The organism is Filomicrobium insigne (assembly GCF_900104305.1).
In the GTDB taxonomy this organism is placed as follows: Bacteria; Pseudomonadota; Alphaproteobacteria; order Rhizobiales; family Hyphomicrobiaceae; genus Filomicrobium; species Filomicrobium insigne.
Window position 1 is genome coordinate 557,838 of record NZ_FNJC01000002.1, and the last position, 17,117, is coordinate 574,954.

Genomic DNA, 17,117 nt, shown 5'->3' on the forward strand with positions numbered 1-17,117 from the left:
GTCACCACCCGGCCTTCTTACGGCATCGGCTTCTCAATTGGGACTCGGGAGTATTCGACCCGTTTAATCGAAGTGAATATCGGGCCACCCAATTGCCAGCTGGGGAATTTCTAAGCCTCCGGTGGCCGGGCGCGAGGACGAAGTCCCGGCTACTATTTACCGCCGCTTGCCATCTGCTCCAATGCCGTCTGCGCAAGCGGCTTAGTCACCTTCCGATGCATCGCGAGTGCCAATCGATCAATTTCATCGACCACAGCGTTAGCTGCCTGCATCGACCGCTCCATACGTAGCGTCAGGAACTTCACAACGGCCGGTTCGACTGCCAGTTGCCGGTCGGCAAACAATTTTACCAGAACGGCCTGCAAGAGCGAATCGTCAGGAGCCTGTATCTCTGCGATTGGTAAAGCACGTGTCCGCGACCGAAGATCCGGCAGCGCCAACGTTAACTGCCCGGGTGCGACACGCGACGTCATGAGCACCAATCCACGTCCCTGGCGAGCCATGTTGAGCAGATGGAACAGGACTTGCTCGTTGGCAACTCCCCGTTCCAAATCCTCCACCACCAACGCGCCGGCCGTCTCCAGCTTACCAATCGCCTGTTCATTGAGGTCAGATGCAGCAATCAGATCAGAGCTGTGCGACAAGCGAAAGACATTCGCCAAATGGCTCTTTCCAGAGCCTTGTGGGCCAATCAGAAGCAACGCGCTATGCGGCCACGCCTGAGGTTCATCAATGAGTTCGACCGCCGCAGCATTCGACTGGCTGATCAGAAAGTCTTCCCGATCCAGAGCCGAACGATGAGACAAATCCAGAGTCAGTTGGCGCGGAGCGGTCGTCATGGCTTCGTTTGCATAAATCTTAGATCAAGCGAAATGCTGTTCATCAAACAGGCGGATCGCCCGGAGCAGCAGGTGCCTCTCCCGTATATACCGAACTGGCAAGATAGGCTTTCAGCCCATATCGGACGATAACACCCACTGCGGCCGCCAGCGGTACTGCAACAAGCGCCCCGACAATCCCAAATAGATAGCTAAACGCAAATAGGGCGAAGATCAGCCACACCGGATGTAATCCGATCTTTGAACCTACGATATTGGGACTAAGGATGCCGGCGTCGAGCGCTTGACCTGCCAGAAAAACACCGAGGACCAACATCACCGGCAGTGTATCGGGCCAGAACTGCAGCACCGCCAACGTCATCCCAATGAGTGTACCAATCGCCCAGCCGAGCACCGGTACGAACGCCAACACTCCTGTAGCAAAGCCGATAAGCGCCCCGTAGTGCAGGCCGACGGCCCACAAACTGAGCGCATAAAAGCAGCCAAGGATCAGACAAACCGTGCCTTGCCCGCGAATAAACGCACTGACTGCACCGTTGATGTCACGTGCCATCTGACGCAAGGGTGCCGCATGCCCTCGCGGTAACCATCGGTCAACCTCGCCCAGCATACGCTTCCAGTCGACCAGAAGATAAAACACAACAAGCGGCGTGATGAGGACCAACGACAGCACGTTGAAAAGCGCGCGTCCCTGCGTCCACAGCGATTGAGCAACCCAAGATGCAACGCCCTCCCAGTTCTCGGACAAAGAGGTGAGCACCGAGTTGAAAGCCTGAAGGGCTGCAGGAGAATGCGTTCCCAATTTCTCTTGAGCCCACGTTTGGAGAAGGTCCTGCAGCCGTTGCAGCTCGGTCGGTAAAGCATTCGCAAACTGCGTGACATGCTCCACAAGAACCGGCCCGACAAACACAATCACCAGCACAATCGCGATGACGAGAAGCGCGACAATCGCAAGACAGCTGACCACGCGCGGCAAACCAATCCGTTCAAGCGCATCCGCTACCGGATTCAGCCCATAAGCAAACAAAATGCCGAGTACGAAAGGTAGAAGAATCTCTTGCAGAAGTCCGATAAGCAAAACAAGGACCACCGCCGCAATCAGCCAGAACAGAGCTTGCTGCTCAACACGCATTGCCCAAGCCCCCCGTATGCCAGGCTAGAAGTTTAATCCCGCGACATATGCACCAGCCAACTGCGCAGGTACGCTACCAACGACAGGATGGTCAAAACTGCAGTGACCCACACAAGCCCCTGTCGATAGGCGCCAACATTAAGCATAAAGCCTTCATCCGCCAGCACCAATGCCGCAAGCGCCAATTGCGCAAAGGTTGTCGCTTTGCTGACCGCAAGCGGATCAATCTTGATCGGTTTGTTCAACAGCCACGACACGATGATCGCCAAGAGGATCAACAGATCTCGCGAAACAACCGCCACCACGAGCCAGGACGGCAAATCTCCTCGCACGCCCAAGGCCAGGAAAATGCTGACAATTAAAAGCTTGTCAGCAAGTGGATCGAGATACGCACCAAGTTCCGTCTGCCAATTGAAACGCCGTGCGAGCAGGCCATCAATCCCGTCCGATACACCAGCAATAACGAAGACGACGAACGCCGCTTTGATATAGCCCGCAAGAAGCAGCCAAAACACGACGGGTACCAGAATGGCCCGCATGAGCGTGATCAAATTGGGTATGGTCACGTGTCGGCGGTCCAAAAACAATTGCGATTCATCGATCAGATCCCATCATTGTCGGCGCGCGGCCCTGTAACCGGAATTGTCACCCCGGTTGAACCACCGTGTCGAGACTTATTGAAGTTTAATGCCGCATTTGGCGCAGGCGTAAGCGTGGAGATCAGTAGCTCTTACGCATAACCCACTGTCCACCGTTGTTGGTGAGCGAAATACCCTCACGCGCCAGAGCGTTGGCAAGTTGTTGTCCGCCCCCCGGAAAACGCAGCACAACTTCAGCCCCACGCGCCGAAACCGACCCAACCTGAAAATCCTGCACGCCAGGCCGCCCCGAGATGTTTTGTTGTAGACGATACCATTCAGCAGCGCTGTTGAAAAGCACCTGAATATGTATCTGCGCCGCAGGACTGGCCATTACATCAAGCCCGCCCATATCGCGTGCCTTTATCGCCTTCCAGCGCCCTTCAAGCACGCCGAGAGATACCACAGCCGCGTACTCCATAGCATACGCCACATCGCCGTCACTGATCCGATAGCTGTGCTTCCATGAGATCGGACCGGCCGCGTCGCGGCCGCTCAACGTCACATGAAGCCGCGCCGCAGCCTGATCGACCTCCGCTTCAGCCACAATAACCCGATCACCGCCATAAGCAGACCCGAGATGACGCATGGCCTCGCCCGCACCATCATTCTTGAGCTGTTGCAGCGTGTTGGGGGGCAGACTGTCCTTCCAGCCCGTCACCCGCAAAGGCGAAACGGTATTGACGATATCTAGCCCAGACCAAACGCTGGCCCAGTTGTTTGCCCCTTGAGCCGGGGCACCACCTTGCGAAGGGATAACGATCGGCACCAGCGTAAGAGAAGGCGCCTGTTCATCAACGAATGGAACGCCCTCACGCTGAAGCAGGTCGCGAACGGCGTTGGCGGAAAAGGAAAAATCCAAGGATGCGTAATACTGCGTCGATGAGTTCTGCTCCGAGCGTACCGACATCCCCGAAATGTACTTTGACGACTGCACCGCCTTGACGCGATCCAGCCCAGCATAGGCCGTCACCGGGACAATTCGCTTCAACAACGACTTGAAAGCCGCCGTCTGACCATCCTCGATAGCCAGGCGTTTGGCGGTCACCGCATCCTTGGCCTGCCCCTGCACTGGATAATTCGCAACAGTAAAGACAGGCGATTCGGCCGCCAGAACCCGGCTTACCGGCACGAAAACGACGGCAAGAAGCAGCAAGCTCCGCAGGATTGTGTTCAACTGCCCGCAGTATTTCACGTCGCCTTCTCCCCTCTGCCACGCCTCGAAGCGCCCCAATCGTGCACGCGAATTCTAACTCGACGATTGACGGATCGCGTCGATTAAGCTTCATGCCGTCCAACTTCCGCAAATCGGTCCCGGCCAGCTATATCGCCGGACTTGGGGCCAAATTGGGTGAGCCATCGAACTCCGATAAGCTTAACCCGTCTCCGCAGTCCCGCTGCTATAACAGAACCTGCGCACTTCACGCGAGGTCCCCCTGACGCGATGACAGATAACACCGAACGACCCATCACCTATCGCGACGCTGGCGTCGATATCGATGCCGGAAACCAGCTCGTTTCCGCGATCAAACCGTTGGTACGCGCCACCCAGCGCGCAGGTGCTGACGGTGACGTCGGCGGCTTTGGTGGTCTTTTCGACCTCCAGCGCGCCGGCTATAGCGATCCAATCCTGGTCGCAGGAACAGATGGCGTAGGCACCAAGCTCAAGATCGCCATTGAAACCGGGCGCCATCATACGATTGGCATAGATCTAGTCGCAATGTGCGTGAACGATCTGATCGTTCAGGGCGCGGAACCTCTGTTCTTCCTCGATTATCTGGCAACCGGCCATCTAGATGTGGAAACCGCACGCGACGTCGTTGGAGGCATTGCCTCGGGATGTCGTGAGGCTGGATGTGCGCTCATCGGCGGTGAAACCGCTGAAATGCCAGGCATGTACCAGGGCTCCGATTACGACTTAGCGGGGTTTGCTGTCGGAGCAGTCGAACGCCGCGATCTTTTGCCTCGCCGAGACATCGCCATTGGCGATGTGCTCATTGGCTTGGCCTCTTCCGGGGTACATTCCAATGGATACTCCCTCGTGCGCCGGCTCGTAGACGAAGCACAATTGAAATGGTCGGCTCCCGCTCCTTGGCAACCCAACACGTCCGTCGCCGAAGCGCTGTTGACACCCACACGCATCTACGTGAAGCCCATCCTCAGCGCGCTACGCGAAACCGGCGGCATCGACGGACCAATCAAGGCAATCTCGCATATCACTGGCGGCGGTCTTACAGAGAACGTGCCACGGGTTCTCTCACCTAGCGTCGGAGCACGGATCGATCTGTCCAGCTGGAACGCACCGGCTGTCTTTGGATGGCTCGCGCGCACAGGTCGGCTCGATGAAACCGAATTACTACGTACCTTCAACTGCGGGATCGGACTCGTAATCGTCGCTGACCCGGCCGGTGCGCCCGCTGTGCTGGAAGTGCTCGCGCAAGCTGGTGAAACAGCGAGTATCATCGGGGAAATATCAGAACCGACCGGGCAGCGCACGCAGGCCAAGGGCCACGGCGAGACAGAAGCCGTAACGTATATCGGTCGTTTGGAATTCGCATCATGAGCTCGACCGAAGCGGGCTCCAAACCCGTCAAAAAGCGCGTAGGCGTGCTAATCTCCGGCCGCGGCTCCAACATGATGTCCCTGGTCGAAGCCGCAAAGGCACCTGACTATCCTGCTGAGATTGTCGTTGTTGTCTCAAATCGTCCGGAGGCTCCGGGGCTTGCCTGGGCAAAGGACCGCGGCATTCCAACAATCGCGCTGGATCACCGCACGTTTCGGTCCCGTGAAGAGTTCGATGATCAGCTCCACCGGCTATTACTCGCCGCCCGGGTTGAGATCGTTGCCTGTGCCGGCTTCATGCGCTTGATGACCCCAGAACTTGTTGCGAACTGGCACAATCGGATGATCAACATTCATCCCTCTTTACTACCTTGTTTCAAAGGCTTGCATACGCACGAACGCGCGCTCGCAGCAGGGGTGAGAATATCGGGCTGTACCGTCCACGCAGTTCGACATGAAATGGACACGGGCCCGATTCTTGGCCAAGCAGCGGTTTGTGTAGCTGCAAATGACACCGCAGAATCTCTCGCTGCGCGGGTGCTGGCGGCGGAGCACAAGCTCTATCCCCAAATACTGCGGCTATTTGCTTCAGATCAAATCCTGTTGGATGAGAATGCCGTAATCACGAAACATTCATTTCCAGAGTCTCCGGCAATATTTTCCCCGAATATTTAACCGTACATTCAACATCTTAACGACTTTACTTAATCTATTGCGCCAAAATGTAGCGGAAGCCAGGAGACTAATAGACTCTGTCAACCCTCAGGTGATAGAGCCTGTCTGTTTCGCACGATTGAAATGCGGATCATTGGGGGCCTTTCGCATCACGTTCCACCGTTTTCCAATTTGGAAACGTCGAAAAACCATGCCTGCCGTTCGATGATTTCGCTAACTGTGCCGCGCGTAACACACTTTTTTTGCGGACTTGGCATTAGATTCCATCTTGGTCCACGACCGCTCGTTAACGACGCCATTAGTTACTTTGTGCGAAGTAACACCGCGCGTTTCAACCGCGCGTTTCACATGGCCCCGCCAGCATCTCAAGTTGGCCCGGCCATTGCAGTGCCGATAACTCGTATGCAAGACCGCGCCTGCCCGTTAGGAGAATGAACCATGAGTATGATCGAAAGCCCTTCCAGCCAGTTTGGCGAGGAGAGCATATGGTTCAAACTGTCGCCACTTCTCAAAGATCCCACCAATCCGATGGGCATGCTCATGCAAATGTCGGAGCGCTATGGACCGGTCATTCCGGTCAACATGGCCCGGCAGCGGGTCGTGTTTATTAGCGAGCCGGAATACTTCAAGCATGTGCTCGTCACCAAGACCGACAATTACGTGAAGTATTTCGACGGTCTGATTCCGATCTTCGGTAAATCGATGATCACTTTGGATGGCGCTCTTTGGCAGAAGATCCGCATGCCCCAACAGGCGGCGTTTCATCCCGATATGTTTGCGGAATACATCCCGTATTTCAATCAGGCAATCCAGGCAAAGCTACAAAGATGGGCTGATCTCGCTAAGTCCGGTGAAGAAATCGAGATGGTCGAACAAACCTGGACCCTTGCAGCCGACATGATCTGCAAGGCACTATTCGACCGCGATATGCCGTTCAACCCGCATTTCATTTTCAAATGCGTAAAAACCTATACCGACGTCAGCAGCCACAAAGAAATTCGCGTTAAGAAACAGCATGGCGAACTCTTTGAAGTTGCGGGTGCCGACACTGCGAAAGCGGTCGAGAGCTGGTGGAGCGTTCCGCCGGCCGTTATGGGCGCCGATCCGCGTGAAGAACGCGAGCAGACGCTCCTGAAAATGATCGAAGCTGCCGCAGCTGACCCCGAGATGCCAGAGTTCGATCATCAGCAAGCCATCGACGAACTCAAGCAATACCTATGGGCCGGCACCGAAACCACAGCTCTGGCCCTGGCGTGGGCGCTCTATCTCGTATCAAAACATCCTGAAGCTGCCGAACGCATCCGCCGCGAAGGCGAAATGGTTTGCGGCGACCGCGAACCAACGGCGCACGATTACTCCGCACTCGTCTATACGCGCGCAGTCATCCAGGAAACGATGCGTATGTACCCGCCGGTCTGGAGTCTCATCCGCACCGCGGCAGGCCCGGACGAGATCGACGGCAAGAAAATCGAAGCTGGTGACCGCATCGTGCTGTTTAGCTACGGAGCACACCACAACCCGCGCTTCTGGGACGCCCCTGAGGAATTCCGCCCCGAACGCTGGATGGGTGACGCGGCTAAAAAACGCGTCAAATACTCCTACATCCCATTCGGAGCCGGGAAACGCTCGTGCATCGGCGGCGCCATGAGCCAGGTTGAAAACACCCTGGCACTCTCTGTTCTGCTGCGTCGCTTCCGTCCTGAGTACGTCGGTCCCGAACCGGCACCGCTCAACGCGACGGTGACCCTGACGCCGAAAGGCGGACTCAAATTCCGCATTCGTGAACTAAGCTAAAAAGCATCAAACTTTTTACGAGGGGCGACCGATATTTCGGTCGCCCTTTATTTTTCACGAGGTCAACGCTTTGTCACGTAGCGTAATTTCACAACCCCATTCTCAAACGTCTGAATACCGTCGAAATAGAGATCGGCACGCCGCTCAAGCGACATGAGCATCGTCAAGCCTGCACCAAGCAGGACCGGTGCTACGCAGATTTCCACCAAATCCACAAGGTCGGCCTCAAGAGCGGACTGCATGGTCAAAGCTCCGCCAACCACCCAGATGTCTTGCGTCGTGACACAACGCGCAGCCTCAACCGCCGCCCCAATGCCAGTCTTCACCACCATTGTATTCTCGGGCAAACTGGAAATCTGCGAAGAGCTCAGGACGTAGGCGCGCTTGCCCGCATACGGCCAACCATTGAATGCCTGCATAATTTGATAGGTACGCCGTCCTAAAATAACGGCACCGACTTCTCCCATGAAGCCGGTGCCGAAAATAGAACCTTGGTAAGGCAGCAACCAATCGGTATCGCCTGTGTTATCGGCGATAAATCCGTCCAGACTCGTTGCTGCGTACAGCCTTACCTTCGCCATCGAGACTCCGTGCCGTTAGCACTGCCCCGCAGCAGGCGCCGGACCCCTGAATTATCCGACAATCTCGCTATCACTGAAGTTGAGAGCGATTTCGCGTTGTGCCGATGTCGGACTATCTGACCCATGCACTGAATTCTCACCCTTGGAAAGAGCAAAAAGCTTCCGGATCGTACCTTCGGCAGCTTCAGCTGGGTCCGTGGCGCCCATAACCTCGCGATACTTCGCGATCGCATTTTCGCCCTCGAGCACTTGGCACACGATTGGTGCCGACGTCATAAAGTCACAGAGTTCACCGTAAAATGAGCGCTGAGCGTGCTCCTCGTAGAACTTCTCAGCTTGCTCGCGGCTCCAGAGAACCCGCTTTTGCGCGACGATACGCAGGCCAGCTTTCTCAATAACGGCGTTGACAGCCCCGGTGATATTCCGGTTCGTCGCATCCGGCTTGATAATGGAAAAGGTCCGCTCGATGGTCATCTCGGGCTCTCTCGTTTCTGTTTGTTGAAGGCTCGGCGCGGTTTATAGCTGTGCCCTGGTTTGATCACAAGGCTCGATAGAAGGCACCGAGTGGATCGAGGCAATATGTTTGGACTTGCGATCGCAACCTAAGCGCGATGGCCATGTAAAAGCCCGGTTTTTAATGTGATGAAGCAGAAGGGGCGCTCAAATTCATGCCATTCGCGCCTGAAATGGGTGAATGGCATTCAGGCCTGATCGTTGACGCGGCGCGCCGATCGGAGGAAAACGAAGCGGCACACCAGTGGTCCCAATATTCATGAAGCGATATCGCTTAAAATACGCCGGCTCGGCTGTGAGAAACGGATGACCGAAACACCCACGGCAACTCAGTGGTACATCGCCCGCGACGGTGCGCAGCATGGCCCCTTGTCCGATGCTGAAATCCGCATGTTCGTGCAATCGGGGCATATGCGCCCGACAGACCTCGTCTGGCGCCCCGGCTTTGCCGAGTGGCAACCGGCACAGAGCGTATTTCCGCCACCGGCCCCCACACCACCAGCGGCACCATCAGAACAAGCCCCGCAAAGTCCTTCTGCCCACCAGGCACCAGGACCGCGGCCTCATCATAGCGAGCCATCACAGCCAAGACCCGAACAACGGTCTCCACAAGCTCCTTCCAGTCCGGCAGCAGCACGGCCCGCCGCAGGCAATCCAGCCAGCAATCCGCCAGGACACGCAGGAGCTGGAGGTCATCCAGGTCATCGCCCCACCACCACGGGTGCACCCAACAGAGCATCTCAGGACCCTTATTCTGCAAGACAAGCGGGACCTCATCCGGCAAGCACACATGTCGCGCCGACAGAAAACGAAGAAGAATATCTTGAAGACGAAGCGCCACCGCCGCGCCGCCGCTCACGCGGCGCGATCGCCCTCGTCGCAATTCTGGTGCTGATCGGCGCAGGCGGCTGGCTCGCTGCGACGAACCAGGACACCATCCTCGCGATGGCAAATATGACAACGAACGGCGACAACGGCCCACCGGTCGTGAAAGCTGAGGGCGAAACCAAAACGGCCGCGCTCGATAACAGCCAGTCAGCAGCCAATTCGCCCGCGCCTCAACCTACTCCGGCGACACCTCCGAGCCAGTCCACGCAAAAGCCGACTGTAACGCCGCAGATGATCGACGAGAACTTCCAGCGCTCACAGCTCTGGCAGCAGCTTAAGGCCGACTTCCCGGAGTGGTACCAGACGAATATCGAAGAGGCAGCACGGATCGTCTCGGCAGGCACAGAAGCCGACATGTCGAAGCACTTGATCGTTCAGCTTGTCGAACTGCGCCGCAAGAACGCTGAGCATGCCCTCGCGGCCGACACATCGAAACTCATCAACGTCGCACAATCCTTTCTCGCGAATTTGAAGAGCTTGGCCAGCCATTCCGCCGCCACCTGCTATTCGTTTATTGGCCAGGGGGAATCGAGTCCTGCAGTAATCGAACTCTTCCCACAACGCGGTTATGGCGAAGCGATCGAAGCTCAAATTGCAGCGATTTTTGAAGCCGTCTCCGATGGCCGCAAGTCGCCGGTGTCACGCGTACGAGCGACAAAATCCGATTATGATGTTCTCGCTGCCGAGCTAACCAAGCTGGGATGGTCAAAAGCTGATCTGCGCGTGTTTGCTGATCCAAAAGCACTGGCTCAGACTGAGCACGAGAAGGTCTGCAAGATGGTCCAGGATTGGTTCTCCGCACACCTTGCAATCTCCGATGCCGCAGTTCAGGAGCGCTTGCTGTTTGAGACCTTGCGCCCCATCGTGGCAGGCTAAAAACGGCGCGGTTTCCATGCATCTCCAGCTAAGGGCAACCATCCCGATTTCGCGTCGGACGAATATGCTCTATTGCATGTAGACCATGCTTCATATCAACGATTTGACATATCGGGTCGAGGGCAAACCCATCCTCGAAGGCGCGACGGTTGCGATCCCCACTGGCCACAAGTGCGGGCTCGTGGGCCGCAATGGCGCTGGCAAGACAACGCTCCTCAAACTGATCACCGGAGAACTGAGCCCAGACGACGGCACCATCAACGCGCCACGCCACGCCCGTATCGGCCACATTGCTCAGGAAGCCCCCGGCGGCGATTTCAGTCTGATTGATTGGGTGTTAACTGCCGATACAGAACGCTCAAGCTTGCTGGCAGAGGCCGAAGTTTCTCAGGACCCGGCACGTATCGCGGCGATCCACGAACGGCTGGTGGACATCGACGCGCACTCAGCACCAGCACGTGCCGCACAAATCCTGTCCGGCCTCGGCTTCGACGAAGACGCGCAGCGGCGTGCGTGCAAAGAATATTCCGGTGGTTGGCGCATGCGGATAGCGCTCGCTGCCGTACTGTTTCTGGAACCCGAAATTCTTCTGCTGGACGAGCCGACGAACTATCTCGACCTCGAAGGCACGCTTTGGCTTGAGAACTACCTGCGGACCTACCCGCACACCGTTCTTATTGTCAGCCACGATCGCGACCTTCTCAACCAGGCTGTCGGCGCCATCCTGCATCTCGATCGCGGTAAGATCACCATGTACGCCGGCGGCTACGATGACTTCGAGGAAGCTCGACGCGAACAGCAACGCCTGCAGTTGAAACTGCGAAAGAAGCAAGACGAACAGCGTCGGCACATCCAGGCTTTCATTGATCGCTTCCGCGCCAAAGCGACCAAGGCGCGTCAGGCTCAAAGCCGCATGAAAGCCCTCGCGAAGATGCAGCCTATCGCAGCTGCGACGGAAGACCGGGTCGTACCCTTCGCACTGCCGGCTCCGGAAAAGATGATCGCAAGTCCACTGCTACGTCTGGAGGGAGCCTCCGTCGGTTACGCACCGGACCAACCTATCCTGACAAAACTCAATCTGCGCATCGACAATGACGATCGCATCGCCCTGCTCGGCCAGAACGGCAACGGGAAATCGACATTTGCGAAACTGATCGCCGGGAAGCTCGCGCCTCTATCAGGCGAAGTTTTCGGCGCGGCCAAAGTTTCAGTCGGGTACTTCGCGCAACATCAACTCGACGAACTCGATCCCGCGTGGACGCCCTACCACTACATCGCGGACTTGATGCCGGAGGCTACCGAGGCCGCAAAACGCGCGCGCCTGGGAACCTGGGGCTTCGGCGCGGACAAGGCCGACACCGCTTGCGACGATCTTTCCGGCGGCGAAAAAGCCCGGCTGCTTCTCGCCCTGACAGCGTTTCACCGTCCCAACCTGATGATCCTCGACGAGCCCACCAACCACCTCGACGTGGATTCCCGCGAGGCCCTGATCCATGCGCTGAGTGACTATGAGGGGGCGGTCATTCTCATCAGTCACGACCGTCACCTCGTCGAAGCGACGGCCGACCGGCTTTGGATCGTCGCCGGCGGCACCGTCAAAAGTTACGACGGCGACATGACGAGCTACCGAACGGACTTGCTCGCAGAGCGAGCAACGCGCGCCCCCGCTGCAAAATCAGGTGACAGTGGAAACGACAAGACCGACCGTGCCGCAGAACGCCGATTGGCAGCCGACCGGCGCGCCGAATTGGCGCCGTTGAAGAAGGCGGTCCGCAGCGCCGAACAGAAACTCGAAAAGCTCAACGCCGAGATTGTAAAACTGGATACAATCCTGGCCGACGAAACCCTCTACACGACCGATCCGGCGCGCGCACAGAGCACGGCTCAGCAGCGCGGACGTTTAGCCAAGGAGTTACAACAGGCTGAGGAAACTTGGCTTGAAGCAAGCGAGGCTTACGAAAACGCCGAAGCACTTCAGAAGCAAGCTAGCTGACGTGCGGATCATGATGTTTATCATTTAAAAACAACGGATAAGATCTGGGATACTTCATACCTCCGCAGAGCGGTTTAAGACGCTTTACACACAGCTATCACCAACGTTTTCCCCAGACGCTTTTCGAATCTAAAGAACTAATCAGTTTTGCCATCCGTGAGATAGTCACCCCACTCCTTTTCCGATATGACGGATTTGCGACGAGGAAGCCCTGACCGCGTATAGCGGGGTACGTGCCGAATTTGTTTAGAGGGCAAAAGCGGGTTCGTCAGGGCTCCCCGCCGCGGCCTTCTCTTCATCAGAATTGAGTTGCAGTCCGGCTCATGATCGAGCCGACCCAACTGTAGCGGCGGGCCTATTGCCACCGACCATTGGAGAGAACTTTCAATCCATCAGGCGCGCGACGCAGCGTGTAGATCCAGCAACCTCTGCGCGTACCATTGGCCAGAGTCGCGCACGTCAGGATGCGTCGATAGAGATCCGAAGGACTGCCACCAGGAGTGACGTCCTCATACGGATCGAGCCACCTGAACACAGCATCGGGATCAGCAAGGCGCATGACTTCGCCGTGCATCACAACGCCGCGATTTTCATCCGCGAGCACCGCACCGGGATAGCCGCCAAGATCATAAAGTTGACCGGTTACCCAAGCTGCGCCCAACGTCGTCGCTCCACACGCGAGACGTTGCCGCTCCCGCGCACCGAGGGCGCCACTAGCAGCGCGCATAAGCGTGCCATAGACGAACAAGTGATATCGGTCGTCCTCGCTCATGCCGGGACAGTCTCCAGTCCCACGCTGATCGAATTGCGAGCATCGCTCACCGCTAGCTCCTCACATGGCGGGGAATTTTGGCTCCCATCCCCAAGCCTGTCATCCCGGCAATAAATGCCGGGATCCAGCTGTCCACCGGGAGACCTCTGCGGCATGCGCAGAACCTTCGCAATAAAGACCCAGCCAAACCTTGGGCACGAGTATGACATGACGGCTCAGCGCACAGCGAGAGTGCCGTCTCTACCCCGCAATCCTCGAGAAGTCCGCAACCGTCAACGTCGCGGCCCGGATCTCCGAGAGCAGTTTCAACCGGTTCTCGCGCAAGGCCGCATCCTCGGCATTGACGATCACTTTATCGAAGAAATGATCGACAGGCGCTCGTAGCTCCGCGAGCGCGCGCATGGCACCTTCAAAATTCTCGACATTGATGGCCGCCTGCGTATCGAACTTTACCTTGGCGATGGCAGCCGCAAGTTCGCGCTCAGCGGGCTCAACAAGCAGCCGGCCCTTCGGCTCGCCCGAATAGCTCGCCTTGTCCTTCTTCTCTTCGATGGCCAGAATGTTGTTGGCACGTTTAACGCCTGCCAGAAGGTTCGCGCCGTCATCCGTTTCGAGGAAGGTCGACAATGCCTCGACGCGTTTCACGATCAGCGCCAGATCATCCTGTCCCGGCAGCGCAAAAACGGCATCGATCAAATCATAGCGCTGCCCCTGATCACGCAGATAGACTTTGAGGCGGTCGGCGAAGAAATCGAGGAGGTCGTCGGCAATCTGGACTGAACGCGCAAACTTCTCCGTCCACCCGGAACCAAACGCACTCTTGAAGAGCTGATTCTCAACCTGCATTTCGAATAGTTCTGTTTCGCGAAGCTCTGGCGGTAAGTCATAGAGTGCCTTCAAAACAGCATCGCTCTCCGAACCTGCGATTTGTTCGCCCATGAGCATCGCGTGATCTCGCAGGCGTTTGAAAAGCCCCAACCGCAGATCGTTCTCCAACACGATCCGAATAACACCTAGCGCCGCACGGCGAAGCTGATAGGGATCACCCGAACCCGTCGGCTTTTCGTCAATCGCCCAGAAGCCCACAAGCGTATCGAGCTTGTCCGCCAGCGCCACCGCAACCGACACCGGTGCCGACGGCACGCTGTCACCAGCACCTTTCGGCTTGTAGTGCTCTTCAATCGCCGAAGCGATCTTGGAATCGATGTGTTCGGCTTCCGCATAATAGCGGCCCATCAAGCCTTGCAGCTCGGGGAACTCCCCGACCATGCCGGAAACGAGATCTGCTTTGCACAATTGCGCAGCGCGGCGTGCCAATTCAGGCTCAGCATCCGCCGCTCCCGCGATCTGATCGGCGAATTCCGCAATCCGCTCCGTGCGATCCCATTGCGTGCCAAGCTTCTCGTGGAAGGTGATGGCCTTAAGCTCAAGCCGCATATCTTCCAACGGATGCTTCTTGTCCTGCTCCCAGAAGAACTTTGCATCCGAGAGCCGCGCGCGCATGACCTTCTCGTTACCCGCAATGATCGCAGAACCTCCGTCCTTCGCGATCAGGTTGGAAACAAGAACAAAACGGTTCGCCAACTTGCTCGTCTCAACGTCGCGCAGAGAGAAGCACTTCTGATGCGTCTTCATCGACGTCATCAGGCACTCCGCTGGCACCTCAAGAAATTCTTCGTCGAACGTGCCCATGAGCACGACAGGCCATTCACAAAGCCCGGCGTTTTCGTTGAGCAGCGCGTCATCTTCAACCAGCTCAAGACCGGCGTCCGTCGCAAGTGCCCGCGCATCCTCCGCGATCATCGCTGCGCGTTCAGACGTCGGCAGAAGCACCTTTTTTTGTTTCAGCTTTTTGCCGTAGTCGGCAAAATCCGAAACAGCGAAGGCATTGCCTCCGTGGAAGCGATGGCCGCGTGTCGTATCTCCCGCGGCGATGCCGGCGATCTCAAAACCCACGACCTTGCCATCGAGCAGGCAAAGAACCGATTGCAGCGGCCGGATCCATTGAAAGTCACCGCTCCCCCAGCGCATCGATTTCGGCCACGGAAAGCGGCCGGCAACTGCCGGCACAACCTCACTGATAAGATCGACGGCGGAACGGCCCGGCTTATCTATTTTGGCGAGATAGTAGTCACCCTTCTTCTCATCACTGACGATTTCCGCAGCCTCGATTGAATCCAATCCAGCCGCCTTCAAGAACCCTTGGATCGCTTTATCCGGTGCCCCAACGCGCGGGCCTTTCCGCTCCTCGGAAATCGCAGGTGACGCCTCCGGCACATCCTCGATGACGAGGCTCAAGCGACGCGGCGTCGCAAACGCCTGCGCCGCCCCGCACGTAAGACCGTGCGCACCGAGGCCTTCGACCACCAGCCGCTTCAAATCGTCAGCGGCCCGCTGTTGCAAGCGGGCCGGAATTTCTTCCGAAAAGAGTTCGAGTAGGAGCTGTGCCATACGCCCTCAGTAGCCGCTAGGTGCAGGAGCGTTGCTCGGCTGAGGTTGACCCACCTCACCTGGCTTCGGCACGCCATCACCAAGCGGATAGATCTTGTCCACCTCAACCAACACGGCGTTGCCAAGTTCAACGTCGGCACCCGTGTAGTGCAGATAACCGATACCAACCGCGATCAGCACCGTGAGAAACCAGAACACCGGCCGTTTTAGGATTAGTGCCGCAATGAGCAGCACCGGCACCACGATGATCGCAATTCCGATCCAATGGCTCATCATAATCCACCACCTTCTGTTTTCAGCCATGCTCCGCAGCAGGCTTTTGTGAGTTCACGTACCCTGAGGATATAACTCTGCCGCTCCGTCACGGATATGACGCCGCGTGCATCCAGCAGATTGAAGATGTGGGACGCTTTGATGGCCTGATCGTACGCAGGCAACACCATGACGTGCCGATCACCGTCGGCTCCCGCCTCGAGCAACTTCTGACAATGCATTTCGGCATCTTTGAAATGACGCAGAAGCATTTCGGTGTCCGCGTACTCGAAGTTGAAACGTGAATATTCCTGTTCAGCCTGCAGGAAAATATCGCCGTAGGTCAGCTTTCGCTCATCATCCCGCCCGTTGAAGTTGAGATCATAGACGCGGTCGACGCCCTGAACGTACATGGCCAGTCGTTCGAGCCCGTATGTGATCTCACCCGCAACCGGACGGCAATCAAAGCCACCAACCTGCTGGAAGTAAGTGAACTGCGAAACTTCCATTCCGTTGCACCAAACTTCCCAGCCGAGCCCCCACGCCCCCAGCGTCGGGCTCTCCCAATCGTCCTCAACGAAACGTATGTCATTGATCGTCGTATCAATTCCGATCGCATCCAGACTTTCCAGGTAGAGGTCCTGAAAATTAGCCGGCGACGGCTTCATGATGACCTGGAACTGATAGTAATGCTGAAGGCGGTTTGGGTTTTCACCATACCGGCCATCCTTCGGCCGTCGCGACGGCTGCACATAAGCCGCGTTCCACGGCCGCGGTCCAAGAGAACGCAGTGTCGTCGCGGGATGAAACGTCCCGGCCCCGACCTCCATGTCGTAAGGCTGCAGGATGACACAGCCTTGGCGCCCCCAGAACTGCTGCAGCGTTAGGATGAGATCCTGAAAGGATTGGGCAGGCCGCAGCACCGCGTCGGCGCCCGATCCATGCGCAGTCTTTGCCGATTTTGTGGCGGCAGAACTTACCATAGGGATTTTGCGTTTCTCATAAGGCTCAATGGAGCGGCGAATATACGCGCTTCGACGACCTTGTCACCATGCTCACCATGCCGCTCCTAATCGCGGCAAAATAATGCGCGCCTGCAGGAATTACGGAACATCAGGAGCATACGGACGTTGTATGATCATTCTCAAGTG

General features: G+C 57.0%; 15 protein-coding genes. 5 read left to right on the plus strand and 10 right to left on the minus strand.

The features are described 5' to 3' along the window. Nucleotides 1-152: 152 nt before the first annotated feature. From BLS30_RS08540 to BLS30_RS08555, 4 genes are all read right to left on the minus strand, one after another. A complete protein-coding gene (locus tag BLS30_RS08540; protein ID WP_046479521.1) occupies nt 153-839 on the minus strand; it encodes an HdaA/DnaA family protein in 687 nt (228 codons plus the stop codon). A gap of 43 nt (nt 840-882) precedes the next feature. Next, nucleotides 883-1,971 (minus strand): AI-2E family transporter, encoded by a 1,089-nt coding sequence (locus tag BLS30_RS08545; RefSeq protein WP_090228055.1) that lies wholly within the window; start codon nt 1,969-1,971, stop codon nt 883-885. A 32-nt stretch (nt 1,972-2,003) separates the two neighbouring features. Beyond that, nucleotides 2,004-2,537 (minus strand): CDP-alcohol phosphatidyltransferase family protein, encoded by a 534-nt coding sequence (locus BLS30_RS08550; protein WP_090228058.1) that lies wholly within the window; start codon nt 2,535-2,537, stop codon nt 2,004-2,006. Between the two features lie 154 nt (nt 2,538-2,691). Continuing rightward, entirely contained in the window at nt 2,692-3,804 is a 1,113-nt protein-coding gene (locus BLS30_RS08555; RefSeq protein WP_170832440.1) for a DUF2066 domain-containing protein, read from the minus strand. A gap of 249 nt (nt 3,805-4,053) precedes the next feature. Between BLS30_RS08555 and purM the strand changes: the two genes are divergently transcribed. The 3 genes from purM to BLS30_RS08570 all read left to right on the plus strand — a co-directional run bounded on the left by purM (nt 4,054) and on the right by BLS30_RS08570 (nt 7,640). Further along, complete coding sequence (purM, locus tag BLS30_RS08560) at nt 4,054-5,172, plus strand: phosphoribosylformylglycinamidine cyclo-ligase (protein WP_090228065.1); 1,119 nt, start codon at nt 4,054-4,056, stop codon at nt 5,170-5,172. Further along, nucleotides 5,169-5,846: a phosphoribosylglycinamide formyltransferase gene (gene purN, locus BLS30_RS08565; protein ID WP_090228067.1), complete on the plus strand. Its 678-nt coding sequence runs from the start codon at nt 5,169-5,171 to the stop codon at nt 5,844-5,846. The genes purM and purN overlap by 4 nt, the downstream gene beginning before the upstream one ends. A gap of 438 nt (nt 5,847-6,284) precedes the next feature. Continuing rightward, the gene (locus BLS30_RS08570; protein WP_090228073.1) at nt 6,285-7,640 is read left to right on the plus strand and encodes a cytochrome P450; all 1,356 of its coding nucleotides are present in this window, start codon (nt 6,285-6,287) and stop codon (nt 7,638-7,640) included. 62 nt (nt 7,641-7,702) lie between these two features. On the opposite strand, the gene BLS30_RS08575 is transcribed toward BLS30_RS08570, so the two are convergent. Continuing rightward, the gene (locus BLS30_RS08575) at nt 7,703-8,221 is read right to left on the minus strand and encodes a dihydrofolate reductase family protein (protein ID WP_090228076.1); all 519 of its coding nucleotides are present in this window, start codon (nt 8,219-8,221) and stop codon (nt 7,703-7,705) included. Between the two features lie 51 nt (nt 8,222-8,272). Beyond that, nucleotides 8,273-8,695 (minus strand): nucleoside-diphosphate kinase, encoded by a 423-nt coding sequence (gene ndk, locus BLS30_RS08580; protein WP_090228078.1) that lies wholly within the window; start codon nt 8,693-8,695, stop codon nt 8,273-8,275. Between the two features lie 345 nt (nt 8,696-9,040). Between ndk and BLS30_RS08585 the strand changes: the two genes are divergently transcribed. Together BLS30_RS08585 and BLS30_RS08590 are read left to right on the plus strand one after the other, a co-directional pair. Continuing rightward, nucleotides 9,041-10,498 carry a DUF4339 domain-containing protein gene (locus BLS30_RS08585; protein WP_046500987.1) on the plus strand — a complete coding sequence of 486 codons (1,458 nt, stop codon included), beginning with the start codon at nt 9,041-9,043 and terminating at the stop codon, nt 10,496-10,498. An 85-nt stretch (nt 10,499-10,583) separates the two neighbouring features. Continuing rightward, nucleotides 10,584-12,491 carry an ABC-F family ATP-binding cassette domain-containing protein gene (locus BLS30_RS08590; RefSeq protein ID WP_090228081.1) on the plus strand — a complete coding sequence of 636 codons (1,908 nt, stop codon included), beginning with the start codon at nt 10,584-10,586 and terminating at the stop codon, nt 12,489-12,491. Between the two features lie 355 nt (nt 12,492-12,846). Here the strand turns inward: BLS30_RS08590 and BLS30_RS08595 are convergent, their stop codons facing one another. The 4 genes from BLS30_RS08595 to BLS30_RS08610 all read right to left on the minus strand — a co-directional run bounded on the left by BLS30_RS08595 (nt 12,847) and on the right by BLS30_RS08610 (nt 16,949). Continuing rightward, nucleotides 12,847-13,263: a gamma-glutamylcyclotransferase family protein gene (locus BLS30_RS08595; RefSeq protein ID WP_090228083.1), complete on the minus strand. Its 417-nt coding sequence runs from the start codon at nt 13,261-13,263 to the stop codon at nt 12,847-12,849. A gap of 240 nt (nt 13,264-13,503) precedes the next feature. Beyond that, nucleotides 13,504-15,714, minus strand: coding sequence for a glycine--tRNA ligase subunit beta (gene glyS, locus BLS30_RS08600; protein ID WP_046479509.1), 2,211 nt, complete (start codon nt 15,712-15,714; stop codon nt 13,504-13,506). 6 nt (nt 15,715-15,720) lie between these two features. Next, nucleotides 15,721-15,990, minus strand: a complete 270-nt coding sequence (locus BLS30_RS08605) for a hypothetical protein (RefSeq protein ID WP_046479508.1) — start codon at nt 15,988-15,990, stop codon at nt 15,721-15,723. Continuing rightward, nucleotides 15,987-16,949 carry a glycine--tRNA ligase subunit alpha gene (locus tag BLS30_RS08610; RefSeq protein ID WP_082101205.1) on the minus strand — a complete coding sequence of 321 codons (963 nt, stop codon included), beginning with the start codon at nt 16,947-16,949 and terminating at the stop codon, nt 15,987-15,989. Before BLS30_RS08610 ends, BLS30_RS08605 begins: the two co-directional genes overlap by 4 nt. Between the last annotated feature and the right edge of the window lie 168 nt (nt 16,950-17,117).

Coding starts and splice junctions, on each gene's coding strand:
- BLS30_RS08540 (WP_046479521.1), bottom strand. CDS start 839: ATGACGACCGCTCCGCGCCAACTGACTCTGGATTTGTCTCATCGTTCG.
- BLS30_RS08545 (WP_090228055.1), bottom strand. CDS start 1,971: ATGCGTGTTGAGCAGCAAGCTCTGTTCTGGCTGATTGCGGCGGTGGTC.
- purM (WP_090228065.1), top strand. CDS start 4,054: ATGACAGATAACACCGAACGACCCATCACCTATCGCGACGCTGGCGTC.
- purN (WP_090228067.1), top strand. CDS start 5,169: ATGAGCTCGACCGAAGCGGGCTCCAAACCCGTCAAAAAGCGCGTAGGC.
- BLS30_RS08570 (WP_090228073.1), top strand. CDS start 6,285: ATGAGTATGATCGAAAGCCCTTCCAGCCAGTTTGGCGAGGAGAGCATA.
- BLS30_RS08575 (WP_090228076.1), bottom strand. CDS start 8,221: ATGGCGAAGGTAAGGCTGTACGCAGCAACGAGTCTGGACGGATTTATC.
- ndk (WP_090228078.1), bottom strand. CDS start 8,695: ATGACCATCGAGCGGACCTTTTCCATTATCAAGCCGGATGCGACGAAC.
- BLS30_RS08585 (WP_046500987.1), top strand. CDS start 9,041: ATGACCGAAACACCCACGGCAACTCAGTGGTACATCGCCCGCGACGGT.
- BLS30_RS08590 (WP_090228081.1), top strand. CDS start 10,584: ATGCTTCATATCAACGATTTGACATATCGGGTCGAGGGCAAACCCATC.
- BLS30_RS08595 (WP_090228083.1), bottom strand. CDS start 13,263: ATGAGCGAGGACGACCGATATCACTTGTTCGTCTATGGCACGCTTATG.
- glyS (WP_046479509.1), bottom strand. CDS start 15,714: ATGGCACAGCTCCTACTCGAACTCTTTTCGGAAGAAATTCCGGCCCGC.
- BLS30_RS08605 (WP_046479508.1), bottom strand. CDS start 15,990: ATGATGAGCCATTGGATCGGAATTGCGATCATCGTGGTGCCGGTGCTG.
- BLS30_RS08610 (WP_082101205.1), bottom strand. CDS start 16,949: ATGGTAAGTTCTGCCGCCACAAAATCGGCAAAGACTGCGCATGGATCG.